This is a genomic window from Pseudomonas sp. VI4.1, assembly GCF_002029345.1.
Classification (GTDB): domain Bacteria; phylum Pseudomonadota; class Gammaproteobacteria; order Pseudomonadales; family Pseudomonadaceae; genus Aquipseudomonas.
Map to the genome: position 1 here is coordinate 55,793 of NZ_MULM01000157.1, position 17,643 is coordinate 73,435.

Consider the following 17,643-nt stretch of genomic DNA (forward strand, 5'->3'; position numbering starts at 1 on the left):
ATGGTTTCTGCTCTATTCCCCTCAAGTTCATAGGTCAGACGCCGTATCACCTACGAAACAGCAAAAAAACAAAAAACGCACTCCAATACCGCAACACCCAAAGTCACTCGCCCATTGCCACTTTCAAGGCAAGCGGGAAAGTGTTGCCGGTCACTTTGTAGCGCCCACTATTGCAGGGGAAGTGAGCATGAAGAATTACGTGATATGTCTCGGGCTGATGATGACCAGCTGCGTCAGTTTCGCCGGCGAACCCGGCCCTGCAGCGCCCGTGACCTCGACCACGGGTAAAAAGCCTTTCCCGCATATCGCCTGGCGCAGCGACGATGGCCAGAGCAGCCTGGACATCGGCGGCGCCTTGCGCACCAACTACCGCGACGAGCATTGGGACACCACCGAAAACAATGGCCGCTTGCTGTTCGACACCTTCCGCATCGACGTGCAGGCGACTTACCAGAACCTGTTCAGCGATGTCGGTTACTGGTTCCAGGACGACGGCAAGCGCTCCATCGATCGCGGCTTCGTCGGCTACCGTTTCAACAGCAATTCGAACCTGCAACTGGGCGCGCCGTTCAAGCCGTTCGGCCTGGAACCCTACCCGCAATTCGGCTGGAGTTATCACCTGCCGTTCTTCATGGGCTATGGCGTCAGCGCCGGTTCGGGTTTGAAGTACAGCTACAAGGACAAGGACTGGGATCTGCAACTGGGGTATTTCCCGCGCATGATGCCGTCGGACATTCGCTACTCGCCGGAAGTCGGCCGCTACGCCGACCTCAAGGACAACGCGATCCCCTTCACCCAATCGCGCCAGGACAACGAGAAGCACAACCAGATCAATGCCCGCGTCGCGCGGACCTTTGTCAACGACGGCTGGAAAGCCGAGGTCGGGGCCTCGGTGGCCGCGGCCCAGCTGTACAACGCCACCACCCGGGACGACGGTGATTACTGGGCCGCTGGCATTCACGCCGTGATCAATGCCGGCCAATGGACCGTCAGCACCCAGGGCATCCGGTACGAGTACGACCCGAAAAATCCCGCCGGCGTCAGCAACGACTCGGTGTTGATGGGCGGCAACGGCCTGACGCCCGCGTACCTGATTGCCTCCAAGGCAACCATTGCTTCGCTGAACATCGGCTATGACATTGCGACGCCGAAGCTGGGGCAGTTGAAGAAGATCAAGCTGTACAACGACTACAGCCGCATGATGAAAGACCAGAGCGGTTGGGACGACTCGCAGATGTACACCGTCGGCGCGCAATTCCTGGCGATGCCGATCATGGCGTGGGTCGACCTGACCTGGGCGAAAAACGCCAACCCCTACGGCGGTGCGGAAAACGGTACCGGCTTCACTAACACAAGCTCGATCGGCAGCAACGAGTGGTACTACCGGACCAACCTCAACATCGGCTACTACTTCTGAGGGGGGTTGCCCTCTCCCCCCGGGAGAGGGCAAACGTCAGGCTCAGGTGTGATGAATGTCCCGATCCTTGGTTTCCGGCAGGAAGAAAATACCCAGGATGGCCGTCATCACCGCGATGATGATCGGGTACCACAGCCCGTAGTAGATATCACCCGTGGCCGCGACCATCGCGAACGCTACCGTCGGCAGGAAGCCGCCGAACCAGCCGTTGCCGATGTGGTACGGCAGCGACATCGAGGTGTAGCGGATGCGCGCCGGGAACAGCTCCACCAGCCAGGCGGCGATCGGGCCGTAGACCATGGTCACGTAGATCACCAGGATGGTCAGGAGCAGCAGCACCATTGGGTAGTTGGTCTTGGCCGGGTCGGCCTTCTCGGGGTAGCCGGCTTCCTTGAGCGAAGCACCGAGGGTCGCGACGAACGCATCGTTTTTGGCCTTGAAGTCGGCGGCCGGCATGCCGGTGCCCTCGAAGCTCTGGATGACTTTTTCGCCGATGCGCACCTGCGCCACGGTGCCAGGTTCGGCCTTCACGTTCTCATAGGGGATGGCCCGCTTGGCCAGCACGGTCTTGGCCAGGTCGCAGGAGCTGGTGAATTTGGCCTTGCCCACCGGGTCGAACTGGAACGAGCACTGGTCGGGATCGGCGATCACCGTGACCGGGTTCTTCGCCTGCGCGGCGAACACGTCGGGGTTACCGTACTGGGTCAGCGCCTGGAAGATCGGGAAGTAGGTCAGCGCCGCGAGGATGCAGCCGGCCATGATGATGCCCTTGCGGCCGATGCGGTCGGACAGGCTGCCGAAGATGACAAAGAACGGCGTACCGATCAGCAGCGAACCGGCGATCAACAGGTTGGCGGTCTGCGGGTCGATCTTCAGCGTCTGCAGCAGGAAGAACAGCGCGTAGAACTGCCCGGTGTACCAGACCACGGCCTGGCCGGCAGTGCCGCCGAGCAGCGCCATGATGACGATCTTGAGGTTGTCCCAGCGGGCGAAGGATTCGGTCAGCGGCGCCTTGGAAGCCTTGCCTTCAGCCTTCATTTTCAGGAACACCGGCGACTCGCTGAGTTGCAGGCGGATGTACACCGAGACGATTAGCAACAGGATCGACAGCAGGAACGGAATCCGCCAGCCCCAGGCCTCGAAGGCTTCGGTGCCGAGGATGGTGCGACAGGCGAGGATCACCAGCAGTGACATGAACAGGCCGAGGGTCGCTGTGGTTTGAATCCACGAAGTGAAGTAACCGCGCTTGCCCTTGGGCGCATGCTCGGCGACGTAGGTCGCCGCACCGCCGTACTCACCGCCCAGGGCCAGGCCTTGCAACAGGCGCAGGGTGATCAGGATGATCGGCGCTGCGACGCCGATGGTCGCGTAGCCGGGCAGGAAGCCGACGATGGCCGTGGAAATACCCATGATCACGATGGTGATGAGGAAGGTGTGCTTGCGTCCGATCATGTCACCCAGGCGGCCGAACACGATGGCGCCGAAGGGGCGTACGGCGAAGCCCGCGGCGAACGCGAGGAGCGCGAAGATGAACGAGGTTGTCTCGTTGACCCCGGCGAAGAAATGCTTGGCGATGATCGCGGCAAGCGAGCCGTAAAGGTAAAAGTCGTACCACTCGAACACGGTGCCCAGGGACGAGGCAAAGATGACTTTGCGCTCCTCCTTGGTAAGCCCGTGGTGGGGGGCGCTGCGCGCCGTTGTATTGTCGATTGCGGGCATAAGTCTTCTCCGTCTTTGTTGTTATTTACAGGCCGGAGTACCCCACTACCTTCTTGCCGCACCCTGGCCCTGGGGCTGATTTTCATCGGATTACGGATTGCGCAAAGCATGCACACAGGTTGACGGCCTCGCATTGCTGCAAGGTTTCCTGAAGCATAATCGGCTTCGTGCAGATATCCACTCGCCGGCGACAGTTACTTGCGCGACCTCGACCCTTTGCGGCCAGACACCCACACGGGCGGTCGAAGCGTTTCACCGATCCCCGTGCTTGGTGTTAAATAGAACGTTCAGGGTGTCAGCCCGGCCCTGTTGCGTAAATGCACTGCCTAGAGAACCGTTATGAGCCCGCATTTTAAGAACATTGATGTCCTTGCCTCCAGGCCCCAGCCTGATGAAAACACTCACCGTGTCGCCCCTGCGCAGTCGGCGGTAACCCCATGATCGAGGTCACCGAAGTCTCCATTGCCGAACTGCGTGCGGCGCTCGAATCCGGCCGGACCACTGCGGTCGAGCTGGTCCAGGCCTATCTGGCCCGGGTCGATGCCTATGACGGCCCCGCCACCCCCACCGCCCTCAACGCTCTGGTGGTGCGCAACCCCGATGCACTCGAGGAGGCCTGGGCGTCCGATGCCCGGCGGGCCAAAGGCGAGACCCTGGGTCCGCTCGATGGCATCCCCTATACGGCCAAGGACAGTTATCTGGTCAAGGGGCTGACCGCCGCCTCGGGCAGTCCGGCATTCGCCAACCTGGTCGCTTATCGCGATGCGTTCACCATTGAACGGCTGCGCGGCGCGGGTGCGATCTGCCTGGGCAAGACCAATATGCCGCCCATGGCCAACGGCGGCATGCAGCGCGGGGTCTATGGTCGCGCGGAAAGCCCGTACAACGCCGACTATCTCACCGCCCCGTTCGCCTCGGGCTCATCGAATGGCGCCGGGACTGCCACCGCCGCCAGTTTCGCGGCCTTCGGCCTGGCTGAAGAGACCTGGTCGAGCGGACGCGGGCCTGCGTCGAACAATGGCCTGTGCGCCTACACGCCGTCGCGCGGGGTGATCTCGGTACGCGGCAACTGGCCGTTGACCCCGACCATGGACGTGGTGGTGCCGTTCGCCCGGACCATGGCCGACCTGCTCGAGGTGCTCGACGTGGTGGTCGCGGAGGATCCCGACACCCGCGGCGATCTGTGGCGGATGCAACCCTGGGTGCCGATTCCGAGTGTCGCCTCGGTGCGCCCGGCCTCCTATGCATCGCTTGCGGCGAATAGCGTTGCGCTGGCCGGAAAACGCTTTGGCGTGCCGCGCATGTACATCAACGCCGATCCCGAAGCCGGTACCGCGGATGCGCCGGGTATCGGCGGTCCGACCGGGCAGCGGATCAACACCCGGGCCTCGGTGATCGGTCTCTGGGAAGAGGCGCGCCAGGCACTCGAGGCCGCAGGCGCCGAAGTGCTCGAGGTCGATTTCCCGATGGTCTCCAATTGCGAGGGTGATCGTCCGGGCGCACCGACGGTGTTTACCCGGGGGCTGGTGTCCAAGGAGTTCCTGCATCATGAGTTGTGGGACCTGACGGCCTGGGCGTTCGATGATTTTCTGCAAGCCAACGGCGATCCCGACCTGAATCGCCTGGTCGATGTCGACGGGCCGCTGATTTTCCCCCACGACCCGGGGACCTTGCCCAACCGCGAGGGCGACCTGGTTGCGGGCATGGACGAGTATGTGCGGATGGCCGAGCGCGGCATTACCCCCTGGGACCAGATCTCCACCGTGCCGGATGGACTGCGCGGGCTGGAACAGACCCGTCGAATCGACCTGGAGGACTGGATGGATCGGCTGGGGCTCGATGCGGTGATCTTCCCGACCGTAGCCGACGTCGCGCCGGCGAATGCCGACGTCGACCCGCAGTCTGCGGATATCGCCTGGAGTAACGGCATCTGGGTCGCCAACGGCAACCTCGCCATCCGCCACCTGGGTGTGCCCACGGTCACGGTGCCGATGGGGATCATGCCCGACATCGGCATGCCGGTCGGGCTGACGTTTGCCGGTCGTGCGTATGACGATTCGACGTTGTTGCGTTTGGCTGCGGCGTTTGAGTCGACGGGAACCAAGCGCATGATTCCGCCTCGGACCCCGGCATTGGCGGGTGGCAAAAAATAGCAGCGGCGCGGCTTGCTCAAATCAAGGGCATGACACCGATCAACTGTAGGAGCTGGCTTGCCAGCGAAAGCGGTGGGTCAGGCAACATTTTTTGTCTGGAAGGACGCCTTCGCTGGCAAGCCAGCTCCTACCGATCGCGGGGATGTTCGGGTTTGAAGGCTGGCGCAAGACCCTGTAGGAGCTGGCTTGCCCGCGAAGGCGTCCTGACAGCCAGCTCATCAATTCCGACCGTGCTCGATCCTCTCCACCTCGCCCCTCTTCAAGCAGCCGCCACCCGTTCGTTGTTGTTGGTCACCTCAAATTGCCCCACCAGTTTTTGCAGTTTGTTGGCATTGAGCCTCACGGTTTCGGCGCTGCTCTGCAGCACTACCACCGTCTGGCGCATCTCGGTGGAAGACTGGTCGACCTGCCGGATCGTCTTGCCATAATCGAGACTGTGCTTGTTGAGCTGCTGAATGATCGCAAACATGCTTTCCACGGCTTGATGCAACTGCACGTTTTCCGAGGAGGCATCTTCGGCCAGGCGCAGGCTGTTATCGACGTCCTTGACCCCCGCCTCCATGAAGCTCACGGCTTTTTGCGTTTCGCCCTGCAGGCCTTCGACCATCTGCCGGATATCGTCGGCCGCCCGTGACGTGCGTGAGGCCAGGCTGCGTACCTCATCGGCCACCACCGCAAATCCGCGGCCATGCTCGCCCGCGCGCGCGCCTCGATGGCGGCATTCAGGGCCAGCAGATTGGTCTGGTTGGTGATGTCGCTGATCAGGCTGGTGATGTTGCCGATTTGCGTCATCCGGCTGTCGAGCAACTGCACGCTTGAAGACGAACGCTCGACCACATCGCGAATCGACTGGGTGCCGGCCTGCACGGCGAGAAACTGTTCACGGGCACGGGTGACGACTTCGTCCATCACCTGCTTCATCTGCTCGGCGCTGGCCGAGGCTTGCTGGATCTCGCCCAACTGGTCTTCCACGATAATCATCATGTGATGCACCGCTTCGGCCACCTCGGCGGAGGTGATGCCGGCTTCCTGGCTGCGGCCGAGCATCATCTGATTGGTGGTGCCGACGTTGCGACTGGCCTTTACCACTTGCCCGACCACCGAGTCCAGGTGGTCGATGAAGCTGTTGATCCAGCGTCCCATGTCACCGGTCTCATCATTGGCCATGGTCGTCGGGTCCAGGCGCTGACGCAAGTTGCCCTCGCCCTCGGCGATGGTCCTGATCACACTCGTCATCCCGTCCAGCCGGGCCGCCAGTCGCTTGGGCCCCAGCTGACTGAACAGCAGCGTGGCGCCGACCATGCTCACCACTTCGACGGCATCGATCAGGCCCTGGGTCAGGCCACTGTAATGCTGGACCAGGTAATTGCAGGCAAACAGGCCGGTCATGGTCGCCAGGTAAGGCCTCATCAGGCCATGGCTGAGCGAGCGTCGGCGGTACACCTCCTCCAGGTCGGCCTCGCACATCATGCCCCAGCGGTCAGGTGAGCCTGGCAACTGGAAGGTGACGCCCTTGCCGACCACGGGCACGTGCCGGTAATCCGAATAACCGGGATAGGTCACGAACAGGTTGGAGCCCTTGCGGATGGTCTCGCGTACTCCCGGGTGCAGTTGCTGGGTCGCCGGGTCGGTAAAGCGCAGTTCCAGCTCGGTGTGGCGCTGGATCTGCACGGTCTTCCACGGCGTGTGTACGCCACTCTTGAGGTTTTCACCGTGGGTAAAGGTGCCGTCCTCGAAACGTGAGCGCGACAACGCGGTCCCCGGTTGGATGGCGGGATCGAATCGTGACTGCGCCATGAACAGGTAGTTGTCGCCGGACTCGGCAAAAATGTGCCCGGCCTCGCGCTGGATCAGATCGCCCAGCACATCGTTGGGCACGCGACCACAGAGACAGCCAACGACCTTTCCCTCGGCCTTCAGCGGCTGATAGAACATCAAGGTGACTTCATCGTGGAAGCGTGAAGACGATGGACCGATGGGCAAGGTCAGTGGATCGCAGTAAGGCCCTTGGAGAAACGGCGCCTTCAAACCTTCGGCCAATGCGCGGGTGTGCTCGACCCGGGTATTGCCCCGTCGGCTCCAGGTCGAGGCGATGACGCGGCCGGCAGTATCAACCACAAACAACTCGGAAAAATCTTCCGCCTGGCGCAGCTTGTCCATCAACGGAGCGCTGTCGAGACAGGCGAAATCACGGCCGAGATGGTCTGCCAGTTCAGCCAGGTGTTCCCACTGCTCGCGGGTCCAGTTGTGCAGCAACTGCACGCGGGTTTCAGCGATGGCTTCGAAGGTTTGTTCGATCACCGGGTACGCCGACCGATTGAGCCGGCACGACCAGCCCATGGCGATTTTTCCGGTTTTGCCGAACCAGGGTAACCAGCTTTTCTCGCTTGGGGATAACGCCATGGCATTACTTGATAGCGACATTCAATTCACCCGTTGCGACACTCAGATGGCAAATTGATAGCAAATACCAGGCCAATTCATAAGCACGCTAATCATTGCTCCGGGGGCTGCGCAGGGCTTTAGAATGCGCAACTCGATGCTTCAACTCAGTGCGCCAAACGTGACATGCCCTGGAACAGCGCTGACAGGCTAGGCATCGCGGCATCCAGCAAACGGCAGAGCTACGGCAAGTGCCAGGGCAAGATCAAAAGATCGCAGCCTCGCTACGCGAGACAGCTCCTACAGTAATCGGGGGGTACACGGGCTTGGGCTAATCCTTGGCTCCGCGCTGCAACACCGACTCGCCGGCCTGTGGCGGTAGCCGCAGGTTGTCCAGCAGGGCGATGGCCGCCAGCACCGCCACGCAGAGGAAAGTCAGCTGAAAGTCGCCGGTCTCGGCCTGCCCGGTCGTGCCGTGGAGGTTCATCGCCAGACGCAGCAGCAACGCGCCGATGGCCACCCCCATCGCCATGCTCAACTGGAAGAACATGCTGAACAGGGTTGAAGCGTCGCTCATCTGCGCCTTGGGTATTTCGGCAAAGGCCAGGGTGTTGAATACGGTGAATTGCATGGAGCGTGACAAGCCACCGACGAACAGGATGAACATGATCAGCGCCGGGCTCATGCGCTCGTCGAGCAACGCACACGCCGCGATCGCCAGCACGCCAAGGGTGCCGTTGACCATCAGCACCGGACGAAATCCCCACCGTTGCATCACCCGGGTGGTGAAGGGTTTCATGGCCAGGTTGCCGGCGAATACCGCCAGTACCAGCAGTCCCGCATCGAACGCAGACAGACCGAACGCCAGTTGAAACATCAGCGGCAGCAGAAACGGCAAGGTGCTGATGGCGATGCGGAAAATCGAGCCACCGCCCAGGCACACGCTGAAGGTTCGAATGCCTGTCACACCCAGTGCCAGCAAGGGTTGCGCATGCCGACGCATATGCCGCCAGGCAAACACCCCGAGCACCCCGCCGGCAGCACTCAGTGCCAGGCCCTGCAACCAGTCGGCAGCGCTTTGCCCGAGCATCTCTACGCCGTACAGCAATGCCGCACTGGCCATGCCGACCAGCACAAAGCCACTGAAATCGAACGTCCTGGAACTGACCTCATCGCGTTTCGGAATCAACACCAGCGCGGCCATCAAGGCCAGCACGCCCAACGGTAGATTGAGGTAGAAAATCCACGGCCAGGAGGCATGGGTGACGATGAAACCGCCCACGGGAGGCCCGAGTATCGGCGCCACCAGGCCGGGCCAGGTGATGAAGGAGATCGCCCGCACCAGGTCTTTCTTCTCGGTCGTGCGCAGCACGCCAGGCGTCCCACGGGGACCATCATCGCGCCGCTGATCCCTTGCAGCACACGGGCGGCGACAAAGGTTTGCAGGCTGTCACTCAACCCGCACATCAACGAAGACAGGCTGAACAGCACGATCGCCGAACTGAAGACCAGGCGCGAACCGAAGCGATCGGCCAGCCAGCCGCTGATGGGAATGAATACCGCGACGGCGAGCATGTAGGCGCTCATGCCAATGTTCACGTCCACTGCCGCGACGCCGAAGGTCCGGGCCATGTCCGGCAAGGCGGTGGCGATCACGGTGGCGTCGAGGTTCTCCATGAAGAACGTGACGGCGACCAACAGAGCAATCAGGGTCGAGCGACGTTGAGACATCGGGCATTCCTGTTCGACACTTTATGCGACACCCCGGACTCAGCGCCCTAACGGCGAATGGAATCCGGGTGCTCGGCGTCATCGCGGACCATCAGCATGATGGCGTCGCGCTTTTCCAGCAGGTGGTGACGAAGAATGCTGCTCAAGCGTTTGCTGTCCCGCGCCTGCAAGGCTTCGATCATTTCTTCGTGATCGTGCAAGGCCCTGTCCCACTTCGGCGCCTGTTGGTTGGACAGGAAACGCAACGCCTGGATGCGGCGGTTCAAGGACAGGTACACCTGGCGCAACGCCGAGTTGCGTGCGGCCAGGTTGATCAGGTCGTGGATGGCGCGGTTGCGCTGGTAATAGCCGGGCAGATCATTCTGATTCTTGCTGACCACCATGGCGTAGTGCAGCGCCTTGATCTCCTCGAGTTCCTGGGCCGTGATGCGCTCACAGGCCAACTCGCCGGCGAACGCTTCGATCCCGCTCATCAGCTCGAAGGTCTCGCGAATTTCCAGTTCCGACATGCGCGCGACACTCGCGCCGCGGTTGGGGTTGATCTCGATCAGGCCTTCGACCGCCAACACCTTCAGCGCTTCGCGCAATGGCGTGCGGGAGATGCCCAGGGTTTCACAAAGCTCGCGTTCGTTGAGCTTCTTTCCCGGCGCCAACACGCCTTCGGTAATGAAGCTGCGCAGGTGCTCGACCACCGTGTCGTGCAATCGCTGGCGCTCGACCTTGGGCATTAGCCGGGGGCTGCCGAGCTCGGCAAGCTGGTCATTATTTTGCATTCAAAATCCTCTTTTGCAGCGCTTTAACGCCAGGCCTTATTCGAAATCAGTCCAGCTATTGGCCAATATTAGCGCAATTATAGCGTTTGACACAGGGAGATGACCTGCTAACGTATTTTGAATTCAAAATACAATAACCAGGAGTCACCCATGCTGAAGCTCGATTTCCACCCCGCTGGCCGTCACTTTCTGCAAATTCCAGGGCCGAGCCCGGTGCCGGATCGCATCCTGCGCGCCATGAGTTATCCCACCATCGATCACCGTGGCCCGGAGTTCGGGCAGCTGGGGCTCAAGGTGCTGGAAGGCATCAAGCAGATTTTCAAGACCCGCCATCCTGTGGTCATCTACCCCGCTTCGGGCACCGGTGCCTGGGAAGCGGCGCTGTGCAATACCTTGAGTGCGGGCGACGAAGTCCTGATGTTCGAAACCGGTCATTTCGCCACCCTCTGGCAGAAAATGGCTTTGAGCCTGGGGCTCAAGCCGCAATTCATCGGCCGGCCCGGGATCGAGGGCTGGCGCGGCGGGATCGACGCGTCAATGATCGAAACGCACCTGCGCGCCGACAGCGCTCACCGCATCAAGGCGGTGTGCGTCGTGCATAACGAAACCAGCACCGGCGTAACCTCGGACATCGCGGCCGTGCGCCGTGCCATCGACGCCGCCGGCCATCCGGCGCTGCTGCTGGTCGATACCATTTCCGGCCTCGCCTCCGCCGACTATCGTCATGACGAATGGGGGGTGGACGTCACCGTGTCCGGCTCGCAAAAAGGCCTTATGCTCCCGCCGGGCATCAGCTTCAACGCCCTGTCGCCCAAAGCCATCGAAGCCAGCAAGACTGCCGGCCTGCCCCGCAGTTTCTGGGCCTGGGACGAAATCGTCGAGATGAACCAGACCGGCTATTGGCCGTACACCCCCAACACCAACCTGTTGTATGGACTGTCCGAGGCCCTGGACATGATCCTCGGCGAAGGTCTGGACAATGTCTTCATCCGCCACAACCGCCTGGCCCATGCCTGCCGCACGGCCGTGAACGCCTGGGGCCTGGACATCCAGTGCGCCGATCCGGCCGTCTACAGCCCGGTGCTGACCGGTGTGATGACCCCCGACGGCATCGACGCCGATGTCGTGCGCAAGATTATCTACGAGCGCTTCGACATGTCCCTGGGGACGGGGCTGGGCAAGATGAAAGGCCGGATGTTCCGTATCGGTCACTTGGGTGACTGCAACGATCTGATGTTGATGGCGACATTGACCGGTTGCGAGATGGGCTTGCAGATGGCCGGGGTGAAACTGCAGTCCAGTGGCGTGCTGGCGGCCATGGATTACCTGGGAGGGCAAGCCGTTCCGCTGCGGCGCGAATGATGTGCACGGCGCTGCGGCAACGGCCGCAGCGCGTTGATCCGACTAACTATCCCGAATCCTCGTGTTGGTCAGCGAGAACAATAAGAAACTGGAGATAGCACATGAAGTTTTTACGTCTGCGCCCCACCACGGTGGTGCTGTTCATGCTGTGCGCCATGTATTTCATTACCTACCTGGACCGGGTCAATGTCAGTACCGCTGCGGTCGGTTTCGGTAAGGAATTCAACCTGACCAAGACCGAGATCGGCATCGTCTTCTCAGCTTTTGCGTACCCCTACCTGGTCTTCCAGATCATCGGCGGCTGGGTCAGCGACCGGTTCGGCGCCAAGCGCACGCTGGTGGTGTGCGGGCTGATCTGGGCCGGCGCTACCGTGTTGACCGGCCTGGCTGGCGGCTTCGTCTCGCTGATCATCGCCCGTGTGCTGCTCGGCCTCGGCCGAAGGCGCCACCTTTCCGGCGGCGACGGCGGCCATGTCCCGTTGGGTGCCCAAGGAAAAACGCGGATTTGCCCAAGGCATCACCCATGCCTTCGCACGTCTTGGCAATGCCCTGGCCCCGGCCGCGATGATCGCGGTCATGGCGACCTATGGCTGGCGCGAATCGTTCTACGTCTGCGCCGGCATCAGCTTCGTCTGGGTGGCGGTCTGGGCATTGGTCTTCACGGAACTGCCGAAAGATCATCCACGCATCTCGCAACAGGAGCTGGACGTGTTGCCGGCGCCCAAAGTCAAAAGCAAGGAGCCGCTGGCCTGGGGCCGCCTGTTCAAACGCATGGCGCCGGTGACCATCGTCTACTTCTGCTATGGCTGGACGCTCTGGCTGCTGCTGAGCTGGGTGCCGATGTATTTCATGAACATGGGCCTCGATCTGAAAGGCACCGCGATTTTCGCCTCCACGGTGTTCTTCGGTGGAGTGGTCGGCGATACCCTGGGCGGCATCGTCAGTGACCGCATCTATGCCCGCACCCAGGATCTGCACAAGGCTCGCAGCCTGATGGTCGCCGTGTGCCTGGGCTTGACCCTGTTGTCCCTGGTACCGCTGATGTTCACCAAGGACATGCACATCTCCCTGGCGTGCCTGGCCATCGGCTTCTTTTTCTCCGAGATGACGATCGGCCCGATGTGGGCCATCCCGATGGACATCGCGCCGGATCATTGCGGCACCGCCAGCGGCATGATGAACACCGGTTCGGCGATGGCCGCTATTGTCAGTCCCGTGGCGGCCGGGTTATTGATCGACAAGTTCGGCAATTGGCAGCTACCGTTCCTGGTCAGCATCATCCTGCTGGCGATTGGCGTGATCCTGTCCTTTCGCATGAAACCGCAGAACAGGTTCGAGTATGTGCAAGCGCCCCGGGCGCCGACCACCGAGGGGCAAGCCGCCCCGGTCATCAGTAAATAACGTGCAGCCACCCCCCGCCTGCGGGCGGGTCTTGAGTAATGGAGCGACCCTTTGAATACAGCATCCACCCCTGCGCGCCTGGCGCAATTGATCGTCGACGCGCAACGCGAGCGCAGCCCGTTGGGCGAGCTCGACGCCGACCTGTACCCGGCGGATTTCGCCGCCGCCTACCTGACCCAGCAGGCGATTCTGCGCCTGCGCGGCGTCGAGGCCGGCGGCTGGAAGATCGGCTCGAAATCCCCGACCGGCCCGATCCAGGGCTCACCCCTGCCACGGGACTGCCTGTTTGCACCCGCCAGCCAGTTCGACCGTGGCGCTTATGCGCCGGTGGGCCTGGAACTGGAGATCGCCTTTCGCTTCAACCGCGCCTTCAGCCCGCGTGACCATGACTACAGCGACGAAGAAGTGCTGGCCGGGATTGGTGAAATGGCCGCCACCATCGAACTCGTCGCCAGTCGCTTTGCCGCCTGGCCGAAGGTCGAGCCCTTGACCCAGTTGGCCGACCTGCTGAACCACGGGGCGCTGGTGGTGGGCGAATTCGTGCCATACGAGGAAAATTTCCCGTTCGTGCACCCGGCACTGGAACTGACGCTCAACGGCGACAGCATCGTGCCCGCGGCGGTCGCCAACCCGGCTGGCGATCCGCGCCGACTGCTGCCGTGGCTGGTCAATCATCACACCCGCCAGGGACTGACCTTGCCCCAGGACCTGGTCATCACCACCGGCTCCTACACCGGCATGTTCCTCGCCGACGGCCCCGGCGAGCTGAGCGGCCAGATCCGTGGCTTGCCGCCCGTGTCGCTGTCGCTGATCTAGCTGCGAACCCAATAACCCGGGCGGCCGTAGACCTCCTTGAGAAAGGCGATAAAGAACCGCACCTTGGCCGGCAGGTAATGTTGCTGGGGGTACACGCCCTGGATGTCGTAGCTGGGCAAGGCGAACTCATCGAGCACCGTGATGAGTTCGCCGCTGAGCAGCTCGCTCTGGATTTCCCAGACCGAACGCCAGCAAATGCCCAGGCCGCGCTTGGCCCAGTCAAACAGCAGTTCGCCATCGTTGCAGTACAGATTGCCGGCCACTTTGACCGCTACCTGCCGGCCGTCTTTCTGGAAGGTCCAGCCCCGGTGTTGCCCGCCCTGCAGGCTGAACGCCAGACAGTTGTGCTGAGCCAGATCGTCGAGGGTGTTCGGGGTGCCGTGGGTGGCAAAGTAACCCGGTGCACCGCAGACCACCCGCCGGTTGGCGGCCAGGGTGATCGCCACGTAATTGGGGTCGAGCACTTCACCGATGCGAATGCTCATGTCGTAGCCCTCACGCACCAGGTCGATGACGTTGTCGGTCAGGTCGAGGGACAGCTTGAGATCCGGAAACCGCGCCTGGAATTCCGGCGCATGCGGGGCCACATGCCGTCGGCCGAAGCCGGCCGGCGCGGTGATCATCAGGTGGCCGCGCACCGCGCCGCGGTTCTCGCCGATGCTCGCATCAATCTCGTCGAACGACTGCAGCAAGACCTTGGCCTGCTCCAGGTAGGCCTCGCCCAATTCGGTGAGCGTCAGCCCGCGGGTTGAACGATGGATCAGCTTGACCCCGAGTCGCTGCTCCAGGGCGGTCAGGCGCCGCCCCATGATCACCGGCGTCACGCCATCGGCCAGGGCCGCGGCCGCAAAGCTGCCGCGGGACGCTACGAGCACGTAGCTGCGTAATTCCGTGTAACGATCCACTCGATACTCCTGATACCGACAGAAACGATAAAAGATCCAATTCACAAAAGAGGCTAACAAATGGAGGCTATCGATGTACAAAAAATATCGAATCCAGGAGAGCCCCCAATGCCCCTCATGAAAGCTATCGAAGCCGCCGTTCTGGTGATGCGCCGCGAAGGCATCGACACCGCCTTCGGCATTCCCGGCGCGGCGATCAACCCGCTGTATGCCGCGCTCAAGGCATTGGGCGGCATCGATCACGTGCTGGCCCGTCACGTCGAAGGCGCGTCGCACATGGCCGAGGGCTACACACGCGCCGTGGCCGGCAACATCGGCGTGTGCATGGCACCTCGGGCCCGGCCGGTACCGACATGATCACCGGCCTGTATTCGGCGTCCGCCGATTCGATACCGATCCTCTGCATCACCGGCCAGGCCCCGCGGGCCCGCCTGCACAAGGAAGACTTCCAGGCGGTGGATATTTCCCGGATTGCCGCGCCGGTGTGCAAATGGGCCACGACCGTGCTGGAACCTGGCCAAGTTCCCTATGTTTTCCAGAAGGCCTTCCAGATCATGCGCAGTGACCGTCCGGGTCCGGTCCTGATCGACTTGCCCTTCGACGTGCAGATGGCCGAGATCGAGTTCGACATCGACGCCTATGAACCCCTGCCCGTGATCAAGCCCAAAGCCAGTCGCCAGCAGGCGGAAAAAGCCATGGCCCTGCTCAATCAGGCCGAGCGTCCGCTGATCGTCGCCGGGGGCGGCATCATCAACGCCGATGCGTCGGCACTGCTGGTGGAGTTCGCCGAACTGACCGGTATTCCGGTGATTCCGACCCTGATGGGCTGGGGTTGCATTCCCGATGACCACCCGCAAATGGCGGGTATGGTCGGCCTGCAGACGTCCCACCGCTACGGCAACGCGACGATGCTTGAATCGGACGTGGTGATCGGCATCGGCAATCGCTGGGCCAACCGGCATACCGGCTCGATCCCGGTGTACACCGAGGGGCGCCGGTTCATTCACATCGACATCGAGCCAACTCAGATCGGCCGGGTGTTGATGCCGGAACTGGGCATCGTTTCGGATGCCGGCAGCGCCCTGCTCATGCTGCTGGAAGTCGCCCGTGAATGGCATACGGCCGGTCGCCTGAAAAACTTCGCCACCTGGCTGGGCAGTTGCCAGGAACGCAAAGCCCGTCTGCAACGCAAGACCCATTTCGACAACATGCCGATCAAGCCGCAGCGGGTGTACGAGGAGATGAATCGCTTTTTCGGCCAGGACACCTGCTACATCAGCACCATCGGCCTGTCACAGATCGCCGGCGCGCAGTTTCTTCACGTCTACAAGCCCCGCCACTGGATCAATTGCGGCCAGGCCGGGCCATTGGGCTGGACGATTCCGGCGGCACTGGGCGTGGTCAAGGCCGATCCGCAGCGCCAGGTCGTGGCGCTGTCCGGCGACTACGACTTCCAGTTCATGATTGAAGAGCTCGCGGTGGGCGCGCAGTTCAAGTTGCCCTACATTCATGTGGTGGTGAACAACTCCTACCTCGGGTTGATTCGCCAGTCCCAGCGGGGTTTCGACATGGACTATTGCGTGCAGCTGGCGTTCGACAATATCAATGCCCCGGAACTCGAAGGCTACGGCGTCGACCACGTCGCAGTCGCCGAAGGACTGGGCTGCAAGGCGCTGCGCGTGACCGATCCGGCGCATCTGCAGGCCGCCTTCGCCGAGGCCCGCGAGCTGATGGCCCAGTATCGCGTGCCGGTGGTGGTCGAAGTCATCCTGGAGCGTGTCACCAACATCGCCATGGGCACCGAGATCAACGCGATCAACGAATTCGAAGAATTGGCGCTGGTCCGCAACGATGCGCCAACGGCGATTTCGTTGCTCGATTAACTGCTGAACGCTCCCCTGTAGGAGCCGGCTTGCTGGCGAAAGCGGTGTATCAGTTGACATTGATGTGTCTGACACACCGCTTCGCCAGCAAGCCGGCTCCTACAAGGGGGGACCTCACAAATTCAAGGGAGACCACCATGCCGCGTTTCGCAGCCAATCTATCCATGCTGTTCACCGAACAGGATTTTCTTGCCCGTTTCGAAGCGGCCGCCAAGGCCGGCTTCAGTGGCGTGGAATACCTGTTCCCCTACGAGTTCGGCTCAGCCGAGATCAAGGCCAGGCTCGACGCCAACGGCCTGACCCAGGTGCTGTTCAACCTGCCTGCCGGCGACTGGGGCCAGGGTGAACGCGGTATCGCCTGCCACCCCGACCGGGTCGAAGAGTTCCGTGCGGGCGTCGACCTGGCGATCGAATACGCCAAGGTCCTGGGCAATACCCAGGTCAACTGCCTGGCCGGCATCACCCCGGCGGATGCGGACGCGGCAACCGTGCGCCAGACCTTCGTCGACAACCTCAAGTACGCCAGCGCCAGGCTTGAAGCCGCGGGCATTCGCCTGGTCATGGAGATGATCAACACCCGCGACATCCCGCGCTTCTTCCTGAACACCACGGCACAGGCGCTGGAGATTCGCGAGCAGGTCGGCAGCGCCAATCTGTTCCTGCAATACGACATCTATCACATGCAAATCATGGAGGGCGATCTGGCCCGCACCCTCGAGGAGCAGCTGGCGCTGATCAACCACGTACAGCTGGCGGACAACCCCGGCCGCCATGAACCGGGGACTGGCGAGATCAACTATCGTTTCCTGTTCGAACACCTGGACCGTATCGGCTACAACGGCTGGATCGGCTGCGAATACAAACCGCTGACCACCACCGAAGCCGGCCTGGGCTGGCTGAAAACCCATAACGCGCTCTGACGCAATCCCCCTGTAGGCGCTGGTTTGCCAGCGAAGGCGGCCTCAAGCCTTGCAACGCTAATGCTGACGCCTTCGCCAGCAAGCCGGCTCCTACACAGGGGTTTGGCGTTAACCACCATTCACCTGTACGCAGGTGATCCCTGTAGGAGCTGGCTTGCCAGCGAAGGCGGCCTCAAGCCTT

Annotated in this window: 9 protein-coding genes and 4 pseudogenes; 8 read left to right on the plus strand and 5 right to left on the minus strand. The window is 62.1% G+C overall.

The features are described from left to right. The first annotated feature begins 187 nt into the window (after positions 1–187). A complete protein-coding gene (locus BZ163_RS17060) occupies positions 188–1,417 on the plus strand; it encodes a hypothetical protein (protein WP_128871884.1) in 1,230 nt (409 codons plus the stop codon). A 42-nt stretch (positions 1,418–1,459) separates the two neighbouring features. Here the strand turns inward: BZ163_RS17060 and BZ163_RS17065 are convergent, their stop codons facing one another. After that, a complete protein-coding gene (locus tag BZ163_RS17065; protein WP_128871885.1) occupies positions 1,460–3,136 on the minus strand; it encodes an MFS transporter in 1,677 nt (558 codons plus the stop codon). Positions 3,137–3,573: 437 nt separating this feature from the next. Between BZ163_RS17065 and BZ163_RS17070 the strand changes: the two genes are divergently transcribed. Then, positions 3,574–5,289, plus strand: coding sequence for an amidase (locus tag BZ163_RS17070; protein ID WP_128871886.1), 1,716 nt, complete (start codon positions 3,574–3,576; stop codon positions 5,287–5,289). A 259-nt stretch (positions 5,290–5,548) separates the two neighbouring features. On the opposite strand, the pseudogene BZ163_RS36450 reads toward BZ163_RS17070, so the two are convergent. From BZ163_RS36450 to BZ163_RS17085, 3 genes and pseudogenes are all read right to left on the minus strand, one after another. Beyond that, positions 5,549–6,042, minus strand: a pseudogene (locus BZ163_RS36450) (methyl-accepting chemotaxis protein); the annotation flags it as partial. A 1,960-nt stretch (positions 6,043–8,002) separates the two neighbouring features. Continuing rightward, a pseudogene (locus tag BZ163_RS17080) lies at positions 8,003–9,402 on the minus strand (MFS transporter). A 47-nt stretch (positions 9,403–9,449) separates the two neighbouring features. Continuing rightward, positions 9,450–10,175 (minus strand): GntR family transcriptional regulator, encoded by a 726-nt coding sequence (locus BZ163_RS17085; protein WP_128871887.1) that lies wholly within the window; start codon positions 10,173–10,175, stop codon positions 9,450–9,452. 150 nt (positions 10,176–10,325) lie between these two features. Between BZ163_RS17085 and BZ163_RS17090 the strand changes: the two genes are divergently transcribed. The 4 genes and pseudogenes from BZ163_RS17090 to BZ163_RS17100 all read left to right on the plus strand — a co-directional run bounded on the left by BZ163_RS17090 (position 10,326) and on the right by BZ163_RS17100 (position 13,754). After that, positions 10,326–11,537 (plus strand): alanine--glyoxylate aminotransferase family protein, encoded by a 1,212-nt coding sequence (locus tag BZ163_RS17090; RefSeq protein WP_128871888.1) that lies wholly within the window; start codon positions 10,326–10,328, stop codon positions 11,535–11,537. A 155-nt stretch (positions 11,538–11,692) separates the two neighbouring features. Then, positions 11,693–11,908: pseudogene (locus tag BZ163_RS36455) on the plus strand (MFS transporter); the annotation flags it as partial. A 100-nt stretch (positions 11,909–12,008) separates the two neighbouring features. Further along, positions 12,009–12,938: an MFS transporter gene (locus tag BZ163_RS17095; RefSeq protein ID WP_256579051.1), complete on the plus strand. Its 930-nt coding sequence runs from the start codon at positions 12,009–12,011 to the stop codon at positions 12,936–12,938. A 51-nt stretch (positions 12,939–12,989) separates the two neighbouring features. After that, positions 12,990–13,754, plus strand: a complete 765-nt coding sequence (locus BZ163_RS17100) for a 2-keto-4-pentenoate hydratase (protein ID WP_128871889.1) — start codon at positions 12,990–12,992, stop codon at positions 13,752–13,754. Here BZ163_RS17100 and BZ163_RS17105 read toward each other — a convergent pair. Beyond that, on the minus strand, positions 13,751–14,659 hold the full coding sequence (locus tag BZ163_RS17105) for a LysR family transcriptional regulator (protein WP_128871890.1): 909 nt from the start codon (positions 14,657–14,659) through the stop codon (positions 13,751–13,753). The two genes, BZ163_RS17100 and BZ163_RS17105, sit on opposite strands and share 4 nt — an antisense overlap. Before the next feature lie 108 nt (positions 14,660–14,767). Between BZ163_RS17105 and gcl the strand changes: the two are divergent. Then, positions 14,768–16,542 (plus strand): annotated as a pseudogene (gcl, locus tag BZ163_RS17110) (glyoxylate carboligase). Positions 16,543–16,679: 137 nt separating this feature from the next. Further along, positions 16,680–17,462, plus strand: coding sequence for a hydroxypyruvate isomerase (gene hyi, locus BZ163_RS17115; protein WP_128871891.1), 783 nt, complete (start codon positions 16,680–16,682; stop codon positions 17,460–17,462). The last annotated feature ends 181 nt before the right edge of the window (positions 17,463–17,643 follow it).

Excerpts from the sequence above, each read along its gene's own strand:
- BZ163_RS17070 (WP_128871886.1), top strand. The coding sequence starts at position 3,574 with ATGATCGAGGTCACCGAAGTCTCCATTGCCGAACTGCGTGCGGCGCTC.
- BZ163_RS17090 (WP_128871888.1), top strand. The coding sequence starts at position 10,326 with ATGCTGAAGCTCGATTTCCACCCCGCTGGCCGTCACTTTCTGCAAATT.
- hyi (WP_128871891.1), top strand. The coding sequence starts at position 16,680 with ATGCCGCGTTTCGCAGCCAATCTATCCATGCTGTTCACCGAACAGGAT.
- BZ163_RS17065 (WP_128871885.1), bottom strand. The coding sequence starts at position 3,136 with ATGCCCGCAATCGACAATACAACGGCGCGCAGCGCCCCCCACCACGGG.
- BZ163_RS17085 (WP_128871887.1), bottom strand. The coding sequence starts at position 10,175 with ATGCAAAATAATGACCAGCTTGCCGAGCTCGGCAGCCCCCGGCTAATG.
- BZ163_RS17060 (WP_128871884.1), top strand. The coding sequence starts at position 188 with ATGAAGAATTACGTGATATGTCTCGGGCTGATGATGACCAGCTGCGTC.
- BZ163_RS17095 (WP_256579051.1), top strand. The coding sequence starts at position 12,009 with ATGTCCCGTTGGGTGCCCAAGGAAAAACGCGGATTTGCCCAAGGCATC.